This window comes from Synechococcus sp. R8-2, assembly GCF_047461715.1.
In the GTDB taxonomy this organism is placed as follows: Bacteria; Cyanobacteriota; Cyanobacteriia; order Thermostichales; family Thermostichaceae; genus Thermostichus.
The window spans coordinates 1-4,201 of record NZ_JANSHQ010000126.1 but is presented as its reverse complement, the minus strand read 5'-3'; the positions used below and the strand labels follow the sequence as shown (position 1 = coordinate 4,201).

Here is a 4,201-nt window from a genome sequence, read left to right as displayed (position 1 = left end):
AGATTCCCCCTTGCTGAGGAGGGATCCCCTCTAGCCCGGTTCAAACGGCTGCCCTAGAGCTGCCGGCGGCGTGGCCTTCACCGCCTGCTGAATCCAGCGCCGCAGCCGAGGTGGGATCCCGCGCAAGCCGTACTCCCACCATTCCCCAGAGGTGAGCACCAACACCAAAATCATCAACACAAAGGGAGCCACCGTAAAAACTTGGGTGGGCACGGCGCGGATGGTGGTCTGGGCAACCCCAGCGAAGGACTGCAAAATGCCGAACAGGTAGGCCCCCAGAGCTACCCGCAAGGGGTTCCAGCCACCGAAGATGACGATGGCCAAAGCAATCCAGCCATATCCTGCTGTATGTCGGTGGCTCCAGCCGGCCTTGAAATCCAGAGAAAAGGCAGCCCCCGCCAAGCCCAATAGGGATCCCCCCACAAGGGTGTAAACATAGCGCCAGAAAATGACATTGGTGCCGCGGGCAAAAGCCGCCGCCGGCTGTTCTCCCATAGCCCGCAACATCAGGCCAGGCCGAGTGCGATACAAAAAGAACCAAGTTCCCCCGATGAGCGCGTAGCTGGCGTACAGCAACAGATCCCCTTGGAACAGGAGTGGCCCCAGCAGCGGCACCTCTCTCAGGAAGGGGATGGGCAGGCTGGGCACCGTTGGCCCTGGGATCCGCACGAACGGATTGCCCAAAAAGGAAGACAAATCCGCCCCCAATAGGGTCAAGACGAAACCAATGGCAATTTGGGATCCCTTCAGGGTCAGCGAGCCAAAGGCCACGATCCCAGCAAACAGCGCTCCCACCGCGGCGGCAGCCAAAAAGCCCAATACCAAGCTTCCCGTCAGCTTGGCCACGGCGAACCCAACCATGGCCGCCAGCATGATCGTCCCCTCTGCGGAGAGGTTGATCACCCCTGCCCGCTCGGTAATGGTTTCCCCCACACAGGCGAAGACCACCGGTGTGGCGGTGGCAATGGCAGTGGAGAGAATAGCAACCAGTTGGGCAGCGGTCATTATGAGCCTGTCGAGAACTCGGGTTGGGTTAACGCATTTGCAGTTGCTGCGGGAATGCGCCTGTCGATCTGGTCATCGCCTTACCCCAACACCCAGAGCATGAAAGCCACCCCTAGGGTGACGGCACCAAACAGAGCATAGCTGATCCGGCGCAGCGGCCTCAGTTGTAGGGCATGCAGATCCTTAAGCCAGCCCAGCCCCAAGGATTCGACAAAGCGATCCAGCACCGCCTGCATAGGGTAGGCGTAAACCGATCCTTGCTCCTTAAAGTTCACCAGCACAACCAGCAGTGTAGCGTAGCCCCAGAGGAGGCCCCAGAGCACAGCGCTCAACCCGATTAAAATTGGCTCAAACATCGACTTTCCCTTGCCTTCTATAGGCATGTCCACTGCTTGCGTGAGCGGGAGACGGAGTTCTTTGAGCCTGGGGGACTTGGATCTCATTATTCCGGTTGTTTTCCCGTTGAGGCTGCCCTCCCTCAGACAAGAGCGTAGAAGGGATCCCAGCTTGCTTGCAGAGATCACGCCGGTTCTCTTCTGCCCGTCCAGGCCAGAAGATGACAAACTGGAAGTACCCGCTCGGAGTTATCTCGTCAAATCTCCATGAGTTCTCGCTACCTGCTGCCCCCCGCTGAACCCAAGTCTGTCGGTACTGCCTATATCCTCTGGGCGTTGGGCATCTTCGGGATCTGTGGCGTCCATCGCTTCTACCTGGGCAAGACTGGCACAGGCGTTCTCTGGCTGTTCACCTTTGGCCTGTTGGGCATTGGGCAGTTGATCGACCTGTTTTTGATCCCAGGCATGGTGGAAAATCACAACTTCAAACTGGCAGTTCTACAGGGATCCCAGCCTTCCCCAACGCCTGCAAAGGCCGTTTCAGCGCCTTCTCAGCCCCTCAAAGGTCAAGCTCTGATGCGGGAGATCCTGCGGCTGGCCCAACAGCGGCAAGGGATCCTCACCCTTGCGGAGATAGCTATCGACTTACCTGCCGACTTTGACGAAATTGAAAAGGCGCTGCAAGAGCTGAGCCGGCGGAGCATGGCTTTCCCCGAAAACAACCCGGTCACTGGAGCGGTAGAATACCACTTCCCTCACCTGCTGCACCGCTCCCCCGACCAACGTTCGCTCTAGATGCCCTCCTGCAGACCTCTACTGGGATCCCAGGATCCCTTGACGTTTGGCTAGCCGCATTGCCCAGCGAAAGGCCAGCAGACCCAGGCCGAAGTAGAAAACGCCGCTGGTCAGAGCCATGATCAGCCGCACGGGATCCAGCCCTACCTCGCGCACCATTACGTCGCGTAACAGCCCCGCCCCCGCCGTCATGGGCAGACTTTGCCCTAGCCACCTCAGGGATCCCGGCCATTCTTCCGTGGGAGCAGCCAACAGAAAAAGCAAGCCGAATTGGCTGATAATTAAAAGCTGCTGAATTCGCTTCCAAATCAGAGCGGCGGATCCCAGCAAAAACGAGAAGCCGTAGGCCCCCAGCACCACGCTCACCAAAGGCAACACCAGAGCAGGGGGAAACCGCAACCGGCTGCCCGTCAGCAATAAGATGACGCCCAGAATGACGACGACAATGGAAAAGCGCAACACCAAGCTGGCACAAGCCCGTGCCAAGAAGAGAGTGGCTGCCGAAAATGGCGAGAGCAACACCTGCTCCAAGGTGCCTGTCTGGGCTTCCACCTGCAGGTTGAGGGCGATGTCGTTGACCACAAAAATGACCAGCGTCCAGAGCACATAGCCGATCACCACCGCATCCAACCGTTCGCCAAATTGGGAGGCAGGCCCTGCCACATATTGGGCGCCGGCAAAGAGGGCATAGAAGAAGAACGTGGTGATCAGGATCCCGCCCAGGGCCTCCGCCGGATAGCGAATGTACTGGATCCAGGCCCGCTTCAGTTCAGCCCAAAACAGGTGGATCACTGGCATTGTCTATCCCCTCTTTTCAACAACTTGAGGAAGATGTGGGTGAGATCGGCTTCCTCTCGTTTGAGGCCCAGCAAGGGCAAAGGCCTCAAGATCTCTAGAACCTGATAAAGCCTCTCTGGCGGGCCGCTGAAGCGCATCTGATGGGATCCGAGAATCTCCACCCCTTGGCGGGCCAGTTGTTCAACCCTCCAGGGATCCAGCCCCTGTTCCAGCTCGATCCGGTAAGTACCGACGGCGCCGGCAAAGTGCCGGATCAACTCTCCCGTGGGGGCTTGGGCGATGATCACCCCTTGTCGAATAACGGCTACCTGATCCGAGAGCGCTTCCGCAATATCCAGTTGATGGGTGGTGAGCAAGATGGCTCGACCCGAAGCGGCAATTTGGCGGATCAGGGATTTCACCGCTTGCGCCGATTCCACATCCAACCCCAGGGTGGGCTCATCCAGCAGCAACAGGGCCGGTTGATGCAGGAGGGCGACGGCAATGGCCACCTTCTGCTGCATACCCCGCGAAAGGGTTTGCACGGCAACATCCCGCTTTTCCCACAGGCCAAAGGTCTCCAGGAGCTCTAGCCCCCGTTGCCGGGCGGTTCTGGGGGGTAGCCCCCGCAGCACGCCAAAGTACTCCAAGTTCTGGAGGGGGGTCAGCCGCCAGTAGAGGTTGCGATTGCCTTCCAGCACTGCCCCCACCTGGGCCAGGGCCCCCGGATCGGTATGGGGATCCCGTCCGAGAACGCACACTGTGCCCGCGTCGGGTTGGATCAGGCCGGCAATCATCTTAATGGTGGTGGTCTTGCCGGCCCCGTTGGGCCCCAAAAAAGCCAGGATCTCCCCTGCTGCCAGCGTCAGGGAGACATCCACCACCGCCCGCACCTCCCTGCCTCCTTGCCGGTAGGTTTTTTGGAGGTGGTGAGCTTCTAGAACTTTCATGACGCGAACCCGATGCAAACGCGAAGCCGATGCAAAAAGGAGTGCTGAAGAGAGGAGGGCCGGCCATTCCACTCTCTCACACCAGAGCATGGGCCCGCCTCGAGAGGGATCCGGCAAGATCTAGGGGGTCATTGGGATCCCAGCCTCCATCCGGCTCAGGGCCAAACTCATTTTGTCTAGCCACTGCAAAAGGCTCTCCAGTTGCTGCGCTGCCGGTACCATCCCCAGACCCCGCACCGTCACCTTGCCCGGTTGGTAAACAAAGCGAGGCTGCAGGTGAGTGGGCAGGGCCTCTTTCAGGCGATTCCAAGCGGGCTCCTCCATGGGGGTTTCCAAAAG

The 4,201-nt window shown here is 59.3% G+C and carries 6 protein-coding genes; 1 reads left to right on the top strand and 5 read right to left on the bottom strand.

Translation table 11 applies throughout. The annotated features are described in order from the left end of the window. Positions 1 to 30: 30 nt before the first annotated feature. Positions 31 to 1,005, bottom strand: a complete 975-nt coding sequence (locus tag NW819_RS03560; protein ID WP_414412903.1) for an ABC transporter permease — start codon at positions 1,003 to 1,005, stop codon at positions 31 to 33. A gap of 80 nt (positions 1,006 to 1,085) precedes the next feature. Further along, positions 1,086 to 1,361 (bottom strand): hypothetical protein, encoded by a 276-nt coding sequence (locus NW819_RS03555; protein WP_041436392.1) that lies wholly within the window; start codon positions 1,359 to 1,361, stop codon positions 1,086 to 1,088. Between the two features lie 246 nt (positions 1,362 to 1,607). Here NW819_RS03555 and NW819_RS03550 point away from each other — a divergent pair, with 246 nt between their 5' ends. Beyond that, positions 1,608 to 2,135 (top strand): TM2 domain-containing protein, encoded by a 528-nt coding sequence (locus tag NW819_RS03550; RefSeq protein WP_414406997.1) that lies wholly within the window; start codon positions 1,608 to 1,610, stop codon positions 2,133 to 2,135. A gap of 18 nt (positions 2,136 to 2,153) precedes the next feature. Here the strand turns inward: NW819_RS03550 and NW819_RS03545 are convergent, their stop codons facing one another. From NW819_RS03545 to NW819_RS03535, 3 genes are all read right to left on the bottom strand, one after another. Further along, a complete protein-coding gene (locus NW819_RS03545) occupies positions 2,154 to 2,933 on the bottom strand; it encodes an ABC transporter permease (RefSeq protein WP_414412902.1) in 780 nt (259 codons plus the stop codon). After that, positions 2,924 to 3,862 (bottom strand): ABC transporter ATP-binding protein, encoded by a 939-nt coding sequence (locus NW819_RS03540; protein WP_414412901.1) that lies wholly within the window; start codon positions 3,860 to 3,862, stop codon positions 2,924 to 2,926. Before NW819_RS03540 ends, NW819_RS03545 begins: the two co-directional genes overlap by 10 nt. Positions 3,863 to 3,982: 120 nt before the next feature. Further along, the coding region (locus NW819_RS03535) for a hypothetical protein (protein ID WP_414412900.1) at positions 3,983 to 4,201 on the bottom strand (219 nt) is incomplete at its 5' end.